The organism is Enterococcus sp. DIV0755b, from assembly GCF_051713765.1.
In the GTDB taxonomy this organism is placed as follows: domain Bacteria; phylum Bacillota; class Bacilli; order Lactobacillales; family Enterococcaceae; genus Enterococcus_C; species Enterococcus_C canintestini.
The window spans coordinates 434,384-453,810 of the sequence record NZ_JBIOQN010000001.1 but is presented as its reverse complement, the minus strand read 5'-3'; the positions used below and the strand labels follow the sequence as shown (position 1 = coordinate 453,810).

Here is a 19,427-nt window from a genome sequence, read left to right as displayed (position 1 = left end):
GAAAAAATTTGCTTGTGAAGATAGACCATTATTGTGAATTTTTCTCAATGTTGAAAACGGTTGACTTTTAAAGGACTTTAATTACAATGTAATGTGCATCACATGCCTAGTTTGGCATAAGTTACATAAGAAAAAGTGAGAAGAAGAGGGGAAATTAAATGTTAAACAAAAAATTAGTAGCGGGTTTTACAGTCTTGACGTTTTCAGCCTTAGTATTAGGTGCTTGTAGTCCAGACAAAAAAGACGAAAGTTCAGCAAGTTCATCTGCAAAAACAGAACAAACAACTGCTTCATCAGCAAAGGCAAGTAACGCAGATGTTAAAATTGCGGACGGTAAAACAGAAAATGCTGAAGTTCCAGGAGCAGGTACAATCGTTATGCGCCAATTATACACAGCGCCTCACGGGGACAAGTCATTTGCTGTTGTCAACGTAACCCTAGACGGCGACAAAATTCTTTCAGCGCGGATGGATGAATTCCAATACGTTGAAAAAGGTGATGATTGGACGGGTGTGCCAAACGCCGATGCCAAATTAGGCGAAAACTTCCCATCAGGTAATATTTTAGTTGCCAAGGAAGAAAACAGTAAAGCTTATTCAGCTATGATGAAAGATCATGGTGGTGCGACCCAAACATGGGATGAAAGCATGACTGCAATTACTAATTTTGTTAAAGGTAAAACAATTGCAGAAGTTGAAAAAGCAGTGAAAGATCTTGACGCACAAGGAGAAGACGCAAAAGTTTCTGACGTAGTTTCAGGTGCGACATTCTCTGATACAAAAGGCTATTTACAATCAATTGTCGATGCCGCCAAATCAGGAATGGTATCAGTTGGTGAAAAAACTAGCAACACCGACTTGAAAGAAGCAATGATTTTAGCAGCGCCTCACGGGGATCAATCATTTGCTACTGTGACTGTTGCTTTAGACGGCGATAAAGTTGCGGCAACTTTTGTGGATGAATTCCAATATGTTGATCCTGCTGACTTTGGTGGTGTTCCTAACTCTAATGCTGCTTTTGGTGAAGGTATTAAAGATAATTTGGTTTTAGGTTCAAAATATGCCAACAACGAAGCTTATTCTGCACTGATGAAAGACCATGCACAAGCAACCCAAACTTGGGAAGAAAATATTCATGCTGTTGATGCTTTTGCAAAAGGTAAAACAGTGGCTGAATTGGAAAAAGCAGTGAGTGATCTAAAAGGGCAAGGCGAAGATGCTAAAGTATCTGATGTCGTTTCAGGTGCCACATTTGCTGATACCGCTGGTTATTTACAAGCGATTATCGACGCTGCCAAAAAAGCGGCTGAATAATTTTAATAAAAAATTTTTTAGCTTCCAGCTATTTTAAGTTGGAAGCTTTTTTTGTGAAAAGTTACGCAGAAAAGTTAGTGGAAATAAAAGGACAAAGAGGGACAAGGCTTGTGGTGACATGGCTTTGTTAGTTGTTACCAAAATCTATGGTTGAATGCGAGTTATGTGAATTTTTTTTCAAAAGATAGCATGAGCAGGAAAAATGGTGAAAAAAAGAGTAAATAACAGGATTTAGGAATAGCAAACAAACGTGGAAACGTTTGACTTTTTGTAAACTTTAATTACAATGTAATATGTATCACATACTCTGTGTGTGACAAGAATAAGTGAAATGAAGAGGGGAAATACGAAATGAAATCAAAAAAATTAGTAGCAGGTTTCACAGTCTTGGCTTTTTCTGCTTTAGTATTAGGTGCATGTAGCCCAGACAACAACGACAGTGCGGCAAGTAGTTCATCTTCTGCCAAAACAGAACAAACAACAGCATCATCTTCAAAAGAAGAAGCTGCAAAAGTAATTGCCGGTGGCGAAATGAAAGACGGCACTTACAAGTTAGAAGAAAAGAACTATTCAAATGGCTACCGTGCTACTTTTGAAATCACAGTTAAAGATGGCAAAATTACCGAATCTAAATATGATAACGTCAACGAAGATGGCAAATCAAAAACAGAAGATGCGGATTACAACAAACAAATGAAAGATAAAGCTGGTATTTCACCAGAAGAATTTATTCCAAAATTCAACGAAGAGTTAGTAGCAGCACAAGATCCATCAAGCATGGACGTTGTAACTGGCGCGACTCATTCATTTGAATCATTCCAAAACTACGCACAACAATTAATCCAAGCTGCACAAGCTGGTAACACAGATACAATTGAAATCGACAACGGTGCAACACTTAAAGATGGCACTTACTCATTGAAAGAAAAAAATGATAAAAACGGCTACCACGTTGACTTCTCAATCGTTGTTAAAGACGGTAAAATTACTGAATCTAACTACGACAACTTAAACGCAGACGGCAAATCTAAAAAAGATGACGCTGACTACGAAAAGAACATGAAAGACAAAGCTGGCGTTGGTCCTAAAGAATATATCGAAGAATTAAACAAAAACTTCTTAGCTGCAATGGGCAAAGAAGACGGTTCTCCTGCTGATATGGACGTTGTAACTGGTGCAACTCACAGCTCACACACATTCATTATCTACGCTGAACAATTAATCAATGCCGCTGAAAAAGGCGACACTACACCAATCGAAATTGACAACATTGTAACTGAATAATAGTTTGTCTAATAAAACCCGACCGCATGTTTCGTGTGGTCGGGTTTTTGCGACTTCAACTAGGCGTTCTCTGCCGTAGTTGAATCGTATGGGAAGTAAAGAAGAGGTTTTTTTATAAAAAAATATTCCGTTTTGTGGAGTAAGCTGCGACTTCAACTAGGCGTTCTCTGCCGTAGTTGAATCGTATGGGAAGTAAAGAAGAGGTTTTTTTATAAAAAAATATTCCGTTTTGTGGAGTAAGCTGCGACTTCAACTAGGTGCTCTCTACCGTAGTTGAATCGTATGGGAAACGAAGAAGAAGTTTTTTATAAAAAAATAAAATCAAGTGCAAGTGGAAATTTTGATTTTATTTGATTAAAAATGAGAGGAATAACAAAAATCACATTTTTGGTTAGAAATAACTAATAGCTTTCATTTTTTACTAATCTACTCTTTTTATTGTGAAAAAAATCAAGAAGAAATTCTAAATTCCGATTGTACCAACTCATTGCTTCCATTGTTATTTTGCACAATGTCTTTTTTTATTATCTTTGTTATTTCAAATTAGTCATAAAATTAGTTGTGAGCGCTTTTTTTATAAACTTGTGACTTTGCAAACAAGTCAAAAACGGCTATGATGTAAACGTTGATTTGAAGGAGGAAAGAACATGAAAAAATATTGGCGCCTTCTGCTAGTCGCTTTCATCGGTATTTTCTTTTTAGCCGCATGTGGCAAAGGTGACAGCGAAAAAAAGACGGCAAAATTAAGAGAAGAACCCTATTATCAAGAAAAATTTTTGATGGGAACCTATGTTAGAATTCGCGTTTATGACGAAGGTAAAGAAGATGCGTTAAAACCGGCGTTTGATCGTGTCAAAGAACTCGCAGACAAAATCACTATTAACCAAAAAGGCTCAGAAATTGATGCAATTAATGCACAAGCGGGCATAAAACCAGTTAAAGTGACCAGTGATATGTATTATTTACTAAAAGAAGCTTATAAATACAGCGAAGAAACCAATGAAGCTTTTAATATGACCATTGGTGCGATTACGCAATTGTGGCGGATTGGTTTTGATGATGCAAGAAAACCGGACCAAAGTGAAATTGATGCCGCGCTAAAAAAAATTGATTATCATAAAGTGAAATTTAACGACCAAGAACAAACAGTTTATTTAGAAGAAAAAGGGATGATTATTGACCTTGGCGCCATCGCTAAGGGGTATATCACAGATGAAGTGGTCAAGGTCCTAAAAGAAAAAGGCGTGACGTCTGCTATTGTCGATTTAGGTGGCAACGTTTATGTCTTAGGTCATAGTAACCGTGGTGAAAGTGATCCATGGAATGTCGGTATTCAAGATCCTAATAAGAGTCGCGGTTCGATTGTGGGGAGTATTAAAGAAAAAAATCGCACTATCGTAACTTCAGGAATTTATGAACGCTTTTTAGAAGTGGATGGTAAAAAATATCACCATATCTTTAATTCCAAAACGGGTTATCCCTACGAAAATGATATTGCCGGTGTCTCAATTATCACCGACAAATCAATTGACGGGGATGCATTATCGACTTCAGTCTTTGCAATGGGCGTAAAAGAAGGTCTGAAATTTGTGGAAGAACACGAAAAGGGCAGTGACGCGATTTTTGTGACTAAAGATGATAAAATTTATGTAACAAAAGGAATTGCAGACAATTTCAAAATTGGCAAAGATTCAGGCTACACCATGGGTGATCGCAGCGAATTGAAATAAAAGAAAAGCTGCCAAGATCTTGGCAGCTTTTCTTAGATATTTATATCATCAACTCTGTAGGGCAGTAAGCCAAAATATATAGAAATTTTAGGAATAATTTATTAAGGTTTCGTCTTGTTGCTGGAGAGTTAACGTGGTTTATGAAGTTTGGTAACGCTTAAAATCATGGTAAATTACTTAGACTTTAGCTGTGTTTTTTATTTTCACTTTTAACATAATTGTTTTTTTTAATGAAAAGGAGTTTGGTTTATGTCTTTAAAGGTTTTTTTGGAAGTTGTAGAAATTAAAACAAAAATCGCCAGTGTTTTTCCCTTTTTAGTAGGTGCACTTTTTTCGGCTACTTTTTATCATTCGTTTCATTGGGGTTATACATTGTTGTTTTTTGTCGCGATGCTGATTTTTGATTTGACGACAACGGCGATTAACAATTATATGGATTTTGAAAAAGCACATTCCAAAACGTATAAGTATCAAGAAAATGTTATTGGTAGAGAAAATGTTTCCCCCCGTTTGGTTAGACAAATGATTGTGGGCATGCTACTGGTAGCGGCTGTTTTAGGTTTCATTTTGGCTTACTTGACGGGTTGGTTATTACTCGTTTTAGGTTTTGTTTGTTGCTTTATTGGTGTGTTTTACACTTATGGTCCGATCCCTTTATCCCGTATGCCGCTAGGAGAAGTTTTTAGTGGGGTAACAATGGGCTTAGGGATTACCGCTATGGTTGTTTATATCAATACAACCAGTCCCGATGTGATGTATTTAAATCTAGATATTGCCAGTGGGAAATTTGCATTAACCGGTAATTTTTGGTTAGTGGCTGCTCTTGTTTTAGCTGCGGTACCGCTGATTTGTACAATTGCTAATATTATGTTGGCTAATAATTTACGGGATTTGGAAACAGATATTAAAAATCATCGCTATACATTGGTTTATTATATTGGGCGAGAAAATGGTATTCACTTGTTTTCTTATCTAATGTATGCCAGCTACGTTGCCATTTTAGCCGGTGTACTTTTGCAAGTATTTGCTTGGCCACTCTTGTTAGTCTTTTTAACCTTGCCAAAAGTGCGTCAAAATCTTGCGGCCCATAAAAAGGAATTGCCAGCCCCACATAGCTTTGTATATGCGTTAAAAAATATGGTGCTCTTTAACAGTGCTTACGTAATCTGTTTAGCTTTATCCCTTGTGTGGCAATGGCTACGCTAAAAAATACGATTTATTAATAAAAAAAGACTGCGACAACTTTTGTCGTAGTCTTTTTTAGTTACATGATTGATTTTTACTGATTATTTCTTCCGTAATGCTAGAGAGTTGAACGCGTTTGATTAGCTTTTCTCAGTGGCTAGCAAAATGAACTAACTCGCTGCGACAATAAGCTAAAATTTGAAGAAATTTGGAAAGTAATTTATTAAAATTCTATCTTATTGCTAGCGAGCTGTGCGAGTTTATTTTGCTTTTCTTTGATCCAGCACAGGAAGCAACTCTTCGGGAAAAATTCAAAAATTAGTTTCTGGTCAAGAGCACCAGCAAACGAATTTCTGAGATTTTTCCAAAGAGTTAATCGCTTCCTTTTGCTTTTCTATCGATCTAGCTTCACAAACGAACTCTCTACGGCAATAAGCCAAAATCTTAAGAAATTTGAGAAACAATTTATCAAGATTTTGGCTTATTACTTGAGAGCTGACCATGTTTATTATGCTTTTCTATCGATCAATTTTGCTTAGGCTGATTTCACCGGAATTTAAAGTAAAAGTTTGTTGCGGTGTTTCCACTACCAATTGCCCTTCGTCGGTGATATCTTGTGCCACGCCGCTATAGGTTTGGCCATTTTGGCTAAAGCTAACCGTTTTTCCTAAAACAAAGGAACGCTTACGATACTCCGTTAAAAAATCTTGATTGGGTAAAGCGGCCAGGAGAGTAAAGAATTGGTGCCAAATTTCATGAATGAGGACATTTCGTTCAAAAGAAGCATTGCCATCTGCAAAAAGGGAAGTCGCTTTTGCTTGTAAGTCAGCTGGAAAATCTTTTTGCGCAATGGCAAAATTTAAGCCCATACCAATGATGACATGCGAAATCACCCCAGACTCAAAATCGCTTTGTGCTTCTGATAGGATGCCACAAATTTTGCGACCCTCTAAATAAATATCGTTGACCCATTTGATTTCAGGTTGATAATTTGTCAATTTTTCAATTGCCTGACAAACTGCGACGGCTGCTAAAACAGTATACTGGGGCAGTTCTGCAAATGATTGATTGGGGTTTAGCAATAAACTCATATAAATACCTTCCCCTTTTTGGGCAAAAAAAGGACGGTTAAAACGACCATGTGCGGCCGTTTGCATATCCGCTACAATCAGAAAAGGTGCTTTAACACCACTAACTTGTGCTAATTTCGCATCTTTCATAGTAGATTCAGATGTTGCTTTGGTTACGACAGTCAAATTCGTCAGGCCTTGGGCAATCTTTTCTTCATCCAAGTGATCTTGGGGTAAGTAGCGATAGCCTGTTTTTGCGTGTTCAAAGACATAGCCACTTTTTTCTAACTCTTTGATGGCTTTCCAGACGGCAGTTCGTGAAATTGCTAGATGTTGGGCAATTTTTTCACCTGATAAGGTGTCGTGACTTTGTTTTAAAAGTTGAAGAACTTGATCTTTTGTGGTCACTAAAAAACCTCCTATCGATTTTTATGGTCATATAAAAGATAAAGGATTAACGCCAAAAAAGAAACAAAAAGACAGCCAATGCGAATTACTAGTAATGTCGGCGATTCAAAATGACGGTGATGTAATACTTGGCGAAAGAAAAACAATAACAGTACTAGTAAAAAAGCTAAGATGGCTTTATGACGATCCCACTTAATAAAGAAGGCAGATATTATCAAAAAAAGTGCAACAGGAATCCAAAATAAAAGACCGCTAATACGTTCCATAAAAAAACACTCCAAATAAAATATTCAAATATAAAAGTACCCCTATTGAACAATATTTTTTATGAAATGTCACGAAAAAATTGTTAATTATTGAACAAGAATTGCAATTTGTTTAAAACGGTTGCATTTTTATGGGAAATGTAGCTTTTTTAAATTAGAAGTAATAGAAATAAGTAAGAGTATTCTCACTAAAAAAGTTCCAACATTTTTAACACTTACTGAAAATGAAGGCGACTAACTAAAAAACAGGAAAAATTTGATATATTCGGCGCAAATTATCAAGGTGAGATGTGATAAAACTTTTTTATTAACAAAGTATTAAGGAAAACGGCAGGATTTGCTTAGCGCCATTGACAAAATAACATTTCGTCTGTATAATCGACAGAGCAAAAACTATCTGATGAAAAGAAGGAAGCAGGAACGATCTATTGTCCGTTTCGGCTTTGCCATAGGAAAACAAAAGTAGAAAGGTCAATTTGAACGTTCTATCTTTTGGTTTTTTTTATGCCCAAAAGCCGCAAAAAATGCTTTTTGTTACGAAAGTTTAATATTTGTAATCTTTTTGTAACGAAAGTTGGATAGCCTTTTTGAAAGAAATTTTTGAGGGGTGAAGAGCTTGGCTGGACACGTAGTAAAATACGGGAAACATCGCGAACGTAGAAGTTACGCTAGAATCAGTGAAGTATTGGAATTACCGAATTTGATTGAAATTCAAACCGACTCTTACCAATGGTTTTTAGATGAAGGTTTGCGTGAGATGTTTGAAGATATCTTACCAATTGATGACTTTAACGGTAATTTGTCACTGGAATTTGTTGATTACGACTTAAAGGAACCAAAATACACAGTTGAAGAAGCTCGTGCGCATGATGCAAACTACTCTGCGCCACTACACGTTACATTACGTTTGACTAACCGTGAAACAGGCGAAATCAAATCACAAGAAGTTTTCTTTGGTGATTTCCCATTAATGACTGAACAAGGAACTTTTATCATCAATGGTGCTGAACGGGTTATCGTATCTCAGTTGGTACGTTCACCGGGTGTTTATTTCCACGGTAAAGTAGATAAAAATGGTAAAGAAGGTTTTGGCTCAACTGTTATTCCTAACCGTGGTGCATGGTTGGAAATGGAAACAGATGCTAAAGACATTTCTTATGTTCGGATTGACCGCACACGCAAAATTCCATTAACAGTTTTAGTCCGTGCTTTAGGTTTTGGCTCAGATGATACTATTCTGGAAATTTTTGGCGAAAGCTTGTCATTACGCAACACAATTGAAAAAGACTTACACAAAAATGCAAGTGATTCTCGTACTGAAGAAGGCTTAAAAGATATTTACGAACGACTACGTCCAGGCGAACCAAAAACAGCCGACAGTTCTCGTAACCTTTTAAATGCCCGCTTCTTTGATCCAAAACGTTACGACCTTGCCAACGTTGGTCGTTACAAAGTAAACAAAAAATTAGACCTTAAAACACGTCTATTGAACTTAACCCTAGCAGAAACATTGGTTGACCCTGAAACAGGCGAAATCATCGTTGAAAAAGGGACTGTTTTGTCTCACCAAGAAATGGACAAATTAGCACCGTTCTTAGAAAACGGCTTGAATGCTGTAACTTACTATCCTTCAGAAGATGGTGTTGTAACAGAACCAATGACCGTACAAGTGATTAAAGTCTTTTCTCCAAAAGATCCAGAACGGGAAGTAAATGTGATTGGTAATGGCTATCCTGATGCGACTGTTAAAACAGTTCGTCCGGCTGATATTATCGCTTCGATGAGTTACTTCTTTAACTTAATGGAAGGTATCGGCAATGTGGATGATATCGACCACTTAGGTAACCGTCGTATTCGTTCAGTTGGTGAATTGTTACAAAACCAATTCCGGATTGGTTTAGCTCGGATGGAACGTGTGGTACGTGAACGGATGTCAATTCAAGATACCGAAACATTAACACCACAACAATTAATTAATATTCGTCCAGTTGTAGCAAGTATCAAAGAATTCTTTGGTTCTTCTCAGTTGTCACAGTTCATGGACCAAACAAACCCATTAGGTGAGTTAACGCATAAACGTCGTCTATCAGCCTTAGGGCCTGGTGGTTTGACCCGGGATCGTGCCGGTTATGAAGTGCGAGACGTTCACTATTCTCACTATGGTCGTATGTGTCCAATTGAAACGCCTGAAGGTCCAAACATCGGGTTGATCAATAGCTTGGCATCTTACGCTAAAGTAAATAAATATGGCTTTATTGAAACACCATATCGTCGGGTTGACCGTGCAACAGGTCGCGTAACTGATCAAATCGACTATTTAACAGCCGATATTGAAGACCATTACGTTGTTGCCCAAGCAAATAGCCCATTAAATGAAGATGGTACGTTTAAAGAAGAATTGGTTATGGCCCGTGCGACTTCTGAAAACTTAGAAGTTACAATCGACAAAGTTGATTACATGGACGTATCACCAAAACAAGTAGTTGCCGTTGCGACTGCGTGTATTCCTTTCTTAGAAAACGATGACTCCAACCGTGCCTTGATGGGTGCCAACATGCAGCGTCAAGCTGTACCGTTGATTAATCCTAAATCACCATGGGTTGGGACTGGGATGGAATATAAATCAGCTCATGACTCAGGTGCTGCTTTATTATGTAAAAACCCAGGTGTTGTTGAATTTTGTGATGCATCTGAAATTCGTGTTCGTCGTGAAGACGGTGCATTAGATGTTTACGCTGTAACAAAATTCCGTCGTTCAAACTCAGGTACTAGCTACAACCAACGTCCACTAGTTAAACTAGGGGAAGAAGTTGAAAAAGGTGATATCTTAGCAGACGGACCTTCAATGGAAAATGGCGAAATGGCGCTAGGTCAAAACGTCTTAGTTGCCTTCATGACTTGGGAAGGTTACAACTATGAAGATGCCATCATCATGAGCCGTCGTTTGGTGAAAGATGATGTTTATACTTCCATTCATATTGAAGAATATGAATCAGAAGCTCGTGATACAAAATTAGGGCCTGAAGAAATTACCCGCGAAATTCCAAACGTAGGGGAAGACGCGTTGAAGAACTTAGACGAAATGGGGATTATCCGCATTGGTGCTGAAGTTAAAGACGGTGACTTATTAGTTGGTAAAGTTACGCCAAAAGGTGTGACAGAATTATCAGCTGAAGAACGTTTATTACACGCAATCTTCGGTGAAAAAGCTCGCGAAGTTCGCGATACTTCTCTACGAGTTCCTCATGGCGGTGGCGGTATTGTCCACGACGTGAAGATCTTTACCCGTGAAGCAGGCGATGAATTATCACCAGGGGTTAATATGTTAGTGCGCGTTTATATCGTGCAAAAACGTAAAATCCATGAAGGGGATAAAATGGCCGGTCGTCACGGTAATAAAGGGGTTGTATCTCGAATTATGCCAGAAGAAGATATGCCATATCTTCCAGACGGCACACCGGTTGACATCATGTTGAATCCTTTAGGGGTGCCATCACGGATGAACATCGGACAAGTATTGGAATTACACTTAGGGATGGCTGCACGTCAATTAGGTATTCACGTTGCAACACCAGTATTTGATGGTGCCAACGATGAAGATGTTTGGGCAACTGTTAAAGAAGCAGGAATGGCAAGTGATGCCAAAACTGTCCTTTACGATGGCCGTACTGGTGAACCATTTGATGGTCGTATCTCCGTTGGGGTTATGTACATGATTAAACTAGCCCACATGGTTGACGATAAATTGCATGCCCGTTCAATTGGACCATACTCACTTGTTACCCAACAACCATTGGGTGGTAAAGCGCAGTTTGGTGGACAACGTTTCGGGGAAATGGAAGTTTGGGCACTGGAAGCTTACGGTGCAGCATATACCTTACAAGAAATCTTAACGTATAAATCAGATGACGTTGTGGGTCGTGTGAAAACTTACGAAGCAATCGTCAAAGGTGAACCAATTCCAAAACCTGGTGTACCAGAATCCTTCCGCGTATTAGTGAAAGAATTACAATCATTAGGTTTAGATATGCGCGTCCTTGATATTGAAGACGAAGAAATTGAACTTCGTGATATGGATGACGACGATGATGATTTAATTACAGTAGATGCTTTGACGAAATTCGCCGAACAACAATCTGCTAAAGAAGTTGAACAGGCAGCTGCCGCTGAAGAAAAAACTGCAGAAGAAGATTTGAATCAAGAAATCGAAACTGCCGAAGACGTTGAATAGTTTCATTTAACGGAGACTTTGACACTTTTTCGTACCAAACGTCTAAGTGTCAAAACTCCCTTAAAAGCTTACGTTTATATTCAGTTGCAACCCGCTAGAAATGAAATGGAGGGAACCCCTTTTGATCGATGTAAATAAATTCGAAAGCATGCAAATAGGTCTGGCATCTCCTGAGAAAATCAGAAGCTGGTCATACGGGGAAGTAAAAAAACCTGAGACCATCAACTACCGCACGCTAAAACCGGAACGGGAAGGTTTGTTTGACGAACGCATCTTCGGTCCTACTAAAGACTGGGAATGTGCTTGTGGTAAATACAAACGGATCCGTTACAAAGGCATCGTCTGTGACCGTTGTGGCGTGGAAGTAACCCGCTCAAAAGTACGTCGTGAACGTATGGGTCATATTGAATTAGCTGCTCCGGTTTCACATATTTGGTATTTCAAAGGTATCCCATCACGGATGGGCTTAGTTTTAGACATGAGTCCACGGGCATTAGAAGAAGTTATTTACTTCGCTTCTTATGTCGTAATTGATCCAGGCGATACTTCATTAGAGAAAAAACAATTATTGACTGAAAGAGAATACCGTGAAAAACGGGATCAATACGGTCAAACGTTCACTGCCGCTATGGGTGCTGAAGCAATTAAACAATTGTTAGACAGCGTTGATTTAGATGGCGAAGCAGCTGAATTAAAAGAAGAATTAAAAACTGCTTCTGGTCAAAAACGGACACGGGCAATCCGCCGTTTAGACATCTTAGAAGCTTTCCGCAAATCTGGTAATAAACCAAGTTGGATGGTAATGGACGTTATTCCTGTTATCCCACCAGATTTACGCCCAATGGTGCAATTAGAAGGTGGCCGTTTTGCAACGAGTGACTTAAATGACTTGTACCGTCGTGTAATTAACCGTAACAACCGTCTAAAACGTTTATTAGATTTAAATGCACCTTCTATTATCGTGCAAAACGAAAAACGGATGTTACAAGAAGCTGTTGATGCGTTAATCGATAATGGTCGTCGTGGCCGTCCAGTTACAGGCCCTGGTAATCGCCCATTGAAATCACTTTCTCATATGTTGAAAGGGAAACAAGGTCGTTTCCGTCAAAACTTATTAGGGAAACGTGTTGACTACTCTGGTCGTTCTGTTATCGTCGTTGGACCTTTCTTGAAAATGTATCAATGTGGTTTGCCAAAAGAAATGGCAATTGAACTATTCAAACCATTTGTCATGAAAGAATTGGTTCAAAGAGAAATTGCTTCAAATATCAAAAATGCCAAACGTAAAATCGAACGGATGGAAGAAGAAGTCTGGGACGTTTTAGAAGACGTAATCAAAGAACACCCAGTTCTATTGAACCGGGCACCTACTTTGCACAGATTAGGTATCCAAGCTTTTGAACCAGTCTTAGTTGAAGGCCGTGCTATTCGTTTGCACCCATTAGTGTGTGAAGCCTACAATGCCGATTTCGATGGTGACCAAATGGCTGTTCACGTACCGTTAAATGACGAAGCGCAAGCAGAAGCGCGGATGTTAATGTTAGCGGCACAAAACATCTTGAATCCAAAAGATGGTAAACCAGTTGTAACCCCTTCTCAAGATATGGTCTTAGGGAACTACTACTTGACGATGGAAGAAGATGGACGTGAAGGTGAAGGTATGATCTTCCGCGATATGGATGAAGCTGTAACGGCATGGCGTAATGGCTATGTGCATTTACATTCACGAATTGCGGTTAACCCAAGAACTCTAGGGGACAAACCATTCACTGAAGAACAAAAAAATCGTTTGATGGTAACGACAGTTGGTAAAGTAATCTTTAACTCGATTATGCCACCAGAATTCCCTTACCTAAACGAACCAACTGACTTTAACTTGACAATCCAAACGCCAGATAAATACTTTGTAGAAGCTGGAACTGATATTCCAACCTTCATTAAAGAACAAGAACTGGTTGGACCATTCAAGAAGAAAAACTTAGGAAATATCATTGCGGAAGTCTTCAAACGTTTCAAAGTTACGGAAACTTCTAAAATGTTAGACCGCATGAAAGACTTAGGTTACAAACATTCAACTCATGCTGGTATTACAGTTGGTATTGCCGATATCATGGTATTAGCTGAAAAACATGACATCATTGAAAATGCCCACAAACAAGTTGAAACAATTACCAAACAATTCCGTCGTGGTTTGATTACAGATGATGAACGTTATGAACGCGTTATTGGTGTTTGGAATGCGGCTAAAGATGAAATTCAACAAAAATTGATGGAGTCCTTAGATGCTAAAAACCCAATCTTCATGATGAGTGACTCTGGTGCCCGTGGTAACATCTCCAACTTTACACAGCTTGCTGGTATGCGTGGATTGATGGCAGCGCCAAATGGTCGAATCATGGAATTGCCAATCATCTCAAACTTCCGTGAAGGATTATCAGTCTTGGAAATGTTCATCTCCACTCACGGTGCCCGTAAAGGGATGACCGATACCGCCTTGAAGACTGCCGATTCTGGTTATCTTACACGTCGTTTAGTTGACGTAGCTCAAGACGTTATCATTCGTGAAGAAGATTGTGGTACAGACCGTGGTTTAGATATCAGCGCAATTCGCGAAGGTAACGAAATCATTGAATCACTAGAAGAACGCTTGGTGGGACGTTATACACGTAAATCAGTTGTAAATCCTGAAACTGGCGAAATGATTATCGGTTCTGATGATTTAATTACAGAAGATATCGCACGTCAAATCGTTGATGCAGGGATTGAAACTGTTTCAATTCGTTCTGTCTTCACATGTAATACTAAACATGGTGTATGTAAACATTGTTATGGCCGTAACTTGGCAACTGGTGCTGAAGTTGAAGTTGGTGAAGCAGTTGGTACAATCGCTGCCCAATCAATCGGTGAACCAGGTACTCAGTTAACCATGCGTACATTCCATACCGGTGGGGTTGCCGGAGACGATATTACTCAAGGTCTTCCTCGTGTCCAAGAAATTTTTGAAGCCCGTAATCCAAAAGGGCAAGCTGTCATCACTGAAGTTACTGGTGAAGTCATTGAAATCGCTGAAGATGCTGCAACTCGCAGTAAAGAAGTTACAATCAAAGGAACGACTGACACACGGACATATACTGTTCCTTATACAGCCCGTATGAAAGTGGCAGAAGGAGATTACATCCATCGTGGTGCACCTCTAACTGAAGGTTCAATCGATCCTAAACAATTGTTACAAGTTCGCGATGTTTTATCTGTTGAAAACTACTTGTTACGTGAAGTACAGCGTGTTTACCGTATGCAAGGGGTAGAAATCGGCGATAAACATATCGAAGTTATGGTTCGTCAAATGTTGCGTAAAGTTCGCGTAATGGACCCAGGTGATACCGAAATCTTACCAGGTACATTATTAGATATTGCCGACTTTAAAGACCAAAACTACAACACATTGGTTGCCGGTGGCGTACCAGCAACATCTCGTCCAGTGTTACTAGGGATTACCAAAGCATCATTAGAAACAAACAGTTTCTTATCTGCTGCGTCATTCCAAGAAACAACACGGGTGTTAACAGACGCTGCTATTCGTGGCAAACGTGATCCATTACTAGGTCTAAAAGAAAATGTTATCATCGGGAAAATTATTCCTGCTGGTACTGGTATGGCTCGTTACCGCAATATGGAACCAAAAGAAGTCACTGTGGCTTCTGAAAATGTCTACAGTATTTCTGACATCGAAGCACAAATGGCTGCTGAAGATGCATTAAATAACCAAGACTAATTTGAGGGCCTCCTGTTTTAAACAGGAGGTCTTTTTATTTGGTTAAAAGTTAGTTTGTGGCTGTCTCAAAAATTTTAAAGAGTTTCTCCTTTTTAACGCAAAAAAACATATTTAGCCGAAAAAAAGCAAATTATGCTATACTCTTTGTAACGAATTCGTGACAAAGAGGTGGAGTGGAGATGTTTATTTACGTTGGCTGTTCTGGTGGCGGTACTTCCAGTATGTTTTGCCAAAAAATGGTAAAAGAAATTGCCAAGCAAGGAAATTTGAGTGCAGTATTTACCGATGCAACAACAGCTTTTGTAAAACGGCGCGAATATGGCAATACCTATGATCTAGTCTTTGTGTATGGGGGTATCGGTATGATTACCCAAAATACGGTTGATGATTTTGGGCGATTATTTGATGTGGTTTTTGTAGCGCCGCAAGTACGATTTTTAACGGAATCAATCCAAAAGTTGTTAAAGAATTTTCCAACTATTGTGAAAGATATTCCTATGAAAATCTTTGGAAAAATGAACGCTTATGATGCTTATGATTTACTTTTAGAAGAATTAATTTTTTTAGATGAAAAAAGAGCTTATCAATCGGATATGGTCACAGTTACCAAAGCACAGGATAAGGATATTGAAATACTAGTAGTGGGAGGCAGTAGTCAGGAGAATTATTTTAAAAAACAATTTAGCCAATGGGAAAAGCAAGAAATTCTATTTTCGACCGAGCGTTTTTCTCTGATCGGACTTTATGATTTTCAACCGCAAGAAGATGTTTGTTTGCGATTGTTATTTTGCAACGGTGGCCAAATTAAAGAAGAAGAGATAGCGCAAATTACGCGGCGAATTGATGGCGTATGGTTAATGCCAGCCGCTTATTTAGGTTTTGAAAAAAAACTAAAATGGTTTGAGGAGTATCAAATTCCTGTTTTTAGCCCTTCTTTTGAAGAAGTAAAAGACAGCTTTGAAAAAGATTTGGTGACTGACTTTTTACTAACAGTAGAGCAATACACAGCCGCAGCAACTCAAAAAAGTGTCGCGTTACATGAAAATATACAATTAAAGCCGCGCAAATCATTTTTGAATATTATCAGTTGGGGGTAAAAGATTCGCTACACGTATCCACTGTAAAAAATCTTTTTCGTGTTGAAAAAGATATAAAATGCGTTCTTTACCTAAAATATATTCTGTGATTTGAAGTTGTTTCCCAGATTTTAAAGCAGCTTGAATAACTTTGAGTTGGTCTGCTTTATTTTCTTGCAGTCCTTTGGTTAAAGCGTTTAAACTCAAACGTAAATTTTCCTGTGGTGGAAAACCAAAAACGCGAACCATCGCATCGTAAGTTGTTAACCAAACGGTGCCGCTTTTACGAACTTCACCGTCAAGAAATTTGCCCCGCAAGGCAGCTTGTCGGATGGTACTGCCGTTGGCTAATCCCCATTTTTGAGCTGCTTCGGTGAAGGTTAAGACTTGATTCAAATCGATCACAGGCTTTCACGTCCTTTCTCTATCATTTTAGCCTAAGGGTGCCAAGATGAAAAGACGAGAAAATAGAAATGAGAAGATAGTCAAAAACTGCAGCAATTTACATCTCATGATAAAATAAAGACAATCAAAAGTTTTTAAGCACACATGAAACCACAAATAATCCCCCACTTAAAAAAGGGATAAAGGGCAGCGTGTCGGTATGTTTTTTTGCTATTTTGGCACCTAAAAAGTAAAGCAAACCCAAGCTGCTGCTAATTAGTAACAGTAAGCAGAACTGGTAAAAAGAAAGCCAAGGACTCCAAGCAAGTAATAAATATAAATCGCCAGCTCCCATTTTATTTTGATAATAACGGAGAAAAAAGCAGGCGAAAAATCCACAATAAAGTAGCGTTTCCCAATGAAAGACTGAATGTAAGCTAAACTGAGCGCACCACAGCAGTAAAGTTGTCCAAAAAAAGATTTTGCTATCTAATGTTTGCGTATAAATATCAACGATGCTTAATAACCATGCGCTGTAAAGCCAAAATAAAAGTAAATAAGTTGCGATAGTGGGGAAGTTGTTGGGGATACAAAGCATAAAAAGTAGTCCACAACTCAATTCTGCCCAAAAATAAGCGCTGGAAAATTTGACATGACAATGGCGACAGCGTCCAGCTTGGATTAAAAAGCTGAAGAGGGGAATCAGTTCGTACCACGTTAGCTTACTTTTACAAGCTGTACAATGAGAAGGCGGCCATGTCGAAGAAATTCCTGCCATATGCCGGGTTATGAGAAGATAGCCAAATGAACCAAAACAACATCCGATAATAAATGTCATAGCAATTCTCCTTTCAAAAGCAGATACGCAAAAAAATTGGCACAATTTTATTAGGATGAAGATTAACTGAGATAGCGCAATAGTTGGTAAAACAATTTTCTATCAAAGAATAATAAAAGTGAATTGATTATGTGACGGGCAGAAAAATTTGTAAAACTTGTTGTAAGGATCAAAAAAAGAGGTGGATGAAAATGAAAAAGCGTAGTATTTTTTTGATGGTTTTAATGGCGTTTATTTTAAGTGGTTGTAGTCGCGCTATTCCGGCAGAAGATGCAGGAAAATTATTTGTTGATCGTGTAGTGTACGATAAGGATACCGAAAAATTTACCGAAAATTTTGCTAACGGTGAAGAACTAAATGAAGGTTTTAAAGAAAATGAGAAGAACTTTAAAGATAATTTCACCGCCGGACTAATCAGTGTTGGAGATGTGGTACCAGAAGAAAAGGCGGATGAGTTAACAGATTTATTGAATAAACAAATTAAAGAAGTGACTTCCTACACCATAAAAATCAAAGAAGCTGGCAAAATTTCCAATGTTACTTATGAAGTCAAAGGCTTGGATTTTGCTGCGATTATGAAAGAAACTTCAAAAGGAATAACTAAAAAAATGATTGCAGACAATAAACTAGCAAGCGATCAAAATAAAATAATCGAAGAAACGCTTGCTTTATTAAAGGAAAATATTCAAAAAGCCAAAGCCAAAGAAAAAGCCGTGCCGATTATGATAGAAATGAAACCTGAAAAAGACAAATGGACGATTGTCAGGGGACAAAGAGAACAAATTAATAATTTATATTTTGCTTTTGTAGCAGGGGTTAAAGATCAAGAGGCCCTTACAGATGAATGGAACAAAGCGATGGCAGAGGTAGTAAAAGAAGTCCAAGATGAGTTGAAATAAAAAAAGTGTTCCTTGTTAAAAAAACAAGGAACACTTTTTTTAACGTGGGATTTTCAGGTAAAATTCTACAAATTCACTTATTTTTCTAAAGTCGCCTTTTATTTGAAATAACGCTTGAAGTGTTTTGTTGTACTTTTTCTTAATTTCGTACTATCATTTTAATGTAAACAATTTGAAGGAGGATGCGAAATGAAATTTGCAAAAACAAAAGAAGTATTAAACCAATTAGTGGCAGATTTAAGTCAAATGTCTATGGTTATTCATCAAACACACTGGTATATGCGAGGACCAGGTTTCTTAACATTACATCCAATGATGGATGATTTCATGGATGATGTGAACGCACAATTAGATGAAATTTCTGAACGTTTAATCACATTAGATGGCTCGCCATTCTCTACTTTAAAAGAAATGGCTGACAATACTAAAATTCCAGATGAAGTAGGTCGTTGGGATCGGACAATGGAAGAACGTTTGACTACTTTAGTAAAAGGTTATCGCTATTTAGCGGATTTATATCAAAAAGGGATTGAAGTTTCTGGTGAAGAAGGCGACGATCCAACCCAAGATATTTTCATCGAATTTAAAACAGCCACAGAAAAACGAATTTGGATGATTCAAGCTCATTTAGGTAAAGCACCTGAAATTGATGCGTAAAATTGGATAAAAAAGGACTCAGCATTAATGCTGAGTCCTTTTTTGTTTGTAAAGAAATTTTGTTTTTACAGAAAATGCTGCTGTTTTTCAGTGTAAATTGCATTTCTTTCATCTTTTTTACAAAAATTTAATCTTATTTTGGTATAGCTAGAATTTTCTGAATTTTACCATAAAATTCTGTTTGCCTTGTTGTTATTTTATTTTTAACGTTCTTAAAATAATAGAAAAATAGACTAGCTATCTGACGATTGTATCTTTGAAATCGCAGTAATATAACTTTTGTAATCAAAGTGATTAAATTGAAAGAAAACGAG

Annotated in this window: 13 protein-coding genes; 9 read left to right on the top strand and 4 right to left on the bottom strand. The window is 38.0% G+C overall.

The genetic code is table 11. The features are described from left to right. Positions 1–158: 158 nt before the first annotated feature. The 4 genes from IGI65_RS02290 to menA all read left to right on the top strand — a co-directional run bounded on the left by IGI65_RS02290 (position 159) and on the right by menA (position 5,533). Complete coding sequence (locus tag IGI65_RS02290; RefSeq protein ID WP_438773111.1) at positions 159–1,313, top strand: peptidoglycan-binding protein; 1,155 nt, start codon at positions 159–161, stop codon at positions 1,311–1,313. Between the two features lie 351 nt (positions 1,314–1,664). Then, on the top strand, positions 1,665–2,597 hold the full coding sequence (gene pplA / locus IGI65_RS02285; protein ID WP_071864183.1) for an extracellular electron transfer flavoprotein PplA: 933 nt from the start codon (positions 1,665–1,667) through the stop codon (positions 2,595–2,597). A gap of 647 nt (positions 2,598–3,244) precedes the next feature. Further along, positions 3,245–4,327 (top strand): FAD:protein FMN transferase, encoded by a 1,083-nt coding sequence (locus IGI65_RS02280; protein ID WP_438773110.1) that lies wholly within the window; start codon positions 3,245–3,247, stop codon positions 4,325–4,327. A gap of 249 nt (positions 4,328–4,576) precedes the next feature. Continuing rightward, positions 4,577–5,533: a 1,4-dihydroxy-2-naphthoate polyprenyltransferase gene (gene menA / locus IGI65_RS02275; protein ID WP_071864181.1), complete on the top strand. Its 957-nt coding sequence runs from the start codon at positions 4,577–4,579 to the stop codon at positions 5,531–5,533. Positions 5,534–6,030: 497 nt separating this feature from the next. On the opposite strand, the gene IGI65_RS02270 is transcribed toward menA, so the two are convergent. Both IGI65_RS02270 and IGI65_RS02265 read right to left on the bottom strand, forming a co-directional pair. Next, complete coding sequence (locus IGI65_RS02270) at positions 6,031–6,990, bottom strand: biotin--[acetyl-CoA-carboxylase] ligase (RefSeq protein WP_438773109.1); 960 nt, start codon at positions 6,988–6,990, stop codon at positions 6,031–6,033. 11 nt (positions 6,991–7,001) lie between these two features. Next, positions 7,002–7,256: a hypothetical protein gene (locus tag IGI65_RS02265; protein ID WP_071864178.1), complete on the bottom strand. Its 255-nt coding sequence runs from the start codon at positions 7,254–7,256 to the stop codon at positions 7,002–7,004. Positions 7,257–7,872: 616 nt separating this feature from the next. On the opposite strand from IGI65_RS02265, the gene rpoB reads away from it, so the two are divergent. From rpoB to IGI65_RS02250, 3 genes are all read left to right on the top strand, one after another. Next, positions 7,873–11,487, top strand: a complete 3,615-nt coding sequence (gene rpoB, locus IGI65_RS02260) for a DNA-directed RNA polymerase subunit beta (protein ID WP_071864177.1) — start codon at positions 7,873–7,875, stop codon at positions 11,485–11,487. 121 nt (positions 11,488–11,608) lie between these two features. Beyond that, positions 11,609–15,259: a DNA-directed RNA polymerase subunit beta' gene (gene rpoC / locus IGI65_RS02255; protein ID WP_071864176.1), complete on the top strand. Its 3,651-nt coding sequence runs from the start codon at positions 11,609–11,611 to the stop codon at positions 15,257–15,259. Between the two features lie 179 nt (positions 15,260–15,438). Next, positions 15,439–16,356: a PTS sugar transporter subunit IIB gene (locus IGI65_RS02250; protein WP_438773108.1), complete on the top strand. Its 918-nt coding sequence runs from the start codon at positions 15,439–15,441 to the stop codon at positions 16,354–16,356. Here IGI65_RS02250 and IGI65_RS02245 read toward each other — a convergent pair. Together IGI65_RS02245 and IGI65_RS02240 are read right to left on the bottom strand one after the other, a co-directional pair. Then, entirely contained in the window at positions 16,327–16,740 is a 414-nt protein-coding gene (locus IGI65_RS02245) for a helix-turn-helix domain-containing protein (protein WP_438773107.1), read from the bottom strand. The genes IGI65_RS02250 and IGI65_RS02245 overlap by 30 nt on opposite strands. A 124-nt stretch (positions 16,741–16,864) precedes the next feature. Next, positions 16,865–17,557: a prepilin peptidase gene (locus IGI65_RS02240; protein ID WP_438773106.1), complete on the bottom strand. Its 693-nt coding sequence runs from the start codon at positions 17,555–17,557 to the stop codon at positions 16,865–16,867. 191 nt (positions 17,558–17,748) lie between these two features. Between IGI65_RS02240 and IGI65_RS02235 the strand changes: the two genes are divergently transcribed. Both IGI65_RS02235 and IGI65_RS02230 read left to right on the top strand, forming a co-directional pair. Next, complete coding sequence (locus tag IGI65_RS02235; RefSeq protein WP_438773105.1) at positions 17,749–18,456, top strand: DUF5105 domain-containing protein; 708 nt, start codon at positions 17,749–17,751, stop codon at positions 18,454–18,456. A gap of 189 nt (positions 18,457–18,645) precedes the next feature. Continuing rightward, positions 18,646–19,113 (top strand): Dps family protein, encoded by a 468-nt coding sequence (locus IGI65_RS02230; RefSeq protein ID WP_071864172.1) that lies wholly within the window; start codon positions 18,646–18,648, stop codon positions 19,111–19,113. The last annotated feature ends 314 nt before the right edge of the window (positions 19,114–19,427 follow it).

Bases quoted from the DNA above. Each gene is read 5' to 3' on its own strand.
- IGI65_RS02290 (WP_438773111.1), top strand. From the start codon at position 159: ATGTTAAACAAAAAATTAGTAGCGGGTTTTACAGTCTTGACGTTTTCA.
- pplA (WP_071864183.1), top strand. From the start codon at position 1,665: ATGAAATCAAAAAAATTAGTAGCAGGTTTCACAGTCTTGGCTTTTTCT.
- IGI65_RS02280 (WP_438773110.1), top strand. From the start codon at position 3,245: ATGAAAAAATATTGGCGCCTTCTGCTAGTCGCTTTCATCGGTATTTTC.
- menA (WP_071864181.1), top strand. From the start codon at position 4,577: ATGTCTTTAAAGGTTTTTTTGGAAGTTGTAGAAATTAAAACAAAAATC.
- IGI65_RS02265 (WP_071864178.1), bottom strand. From the start codon at position 7,256: ATGGAACGTATTAGCGGTCTTTTATTTTGGATTCCTGTTGCACTTTTT.
- IGI65_RS02250 (WP_438773108.1), top strand. From the start codon at position 15,439: ATGTTTATTTACGTTGGCTGTTCTGGTGGCGGTACTTCCAGTATGTTT.
- IGI65_RS02240 (WP_438773106.1), bottom strand. From the start codon at position 17,557: ATGACATTTATTATCGGATGTTGTTTTGGTTCATTTGGCTATCTTCTC.
- IGI65_RS02235 (WP_438773105.1), top strand. From the start codon at position 17,749: ATGAAAAAGCGTAGTATTTTTTTGATGGTTTTAATGGCGTTTATTTTA.
- IGI65_RS02230 (WP_071864172.1), top strand. From the start codon at position 18,646: ATGAAATTTGCAAAAACAAAAGAAGTATTAAACCAATTAGTGGCAGAT.